Origin of the sequence: Mammaliicoccus sp. D-M19 (genome assembly GCF_022386695.1) — a bacterium.
In the GTDB taxonomy this organism is placed as follows: Bacteria; Bacillota; Bacilli; order Staphylococcales; family Staphylococcaceae; genus Mammaliicoccus; species Mammaliicoccus sciuri.
On the sequence record NZ_JAJNHW010000024.1, the window covers coordinates 1 to 288 of the forward strand.

Annotated in this window: 2 tRNA genes; both read left to right on the top strand. The window is 44.4% G+C overall.

The annotated features are described in order from the left end of the window. Window positions 1-12: 12 nt before the first annotated feature. Window positions 13-89, top strand: a tRNA-Ile gene (locus LQ675_RS14920). A gap of 21 nt (window positions 90-110) precedes the next feature. Beyond that, window positions 111-186, top strand: a tRNA-Ala gene (locus LQ675_RS14925). The last annotated feature ends 102 nt before the right edge of the window (window positions 187-288 follow it).

Genomic DNA, 288 nt, shown 5'->3' on the forward strand with positions numbered 1-288 from the left:
CAACTTAAGAATGGGCCTATAGCTCAGCTGGTTAGAGCGCACGCCTGATAAGCGTGAGGTCGATGGTTCGAGTCCATTTAGGCCCACCATTAAATTTTAATTCCCAATTAGGGGGCTTAGCTCAGATGGGAGAGCGCCTGCTTTGCACGCAGGAGGTCAGCGGTTCGATCCCGCTAGTCTCCACCATATTATATTGTACATTGAAAACTAGATAAGTAAGCAATAGATTTTACCAAGCAAAAAACCGAGTGAATTTCTAACGAAATTCAACAAGCTTAATAATCGCGC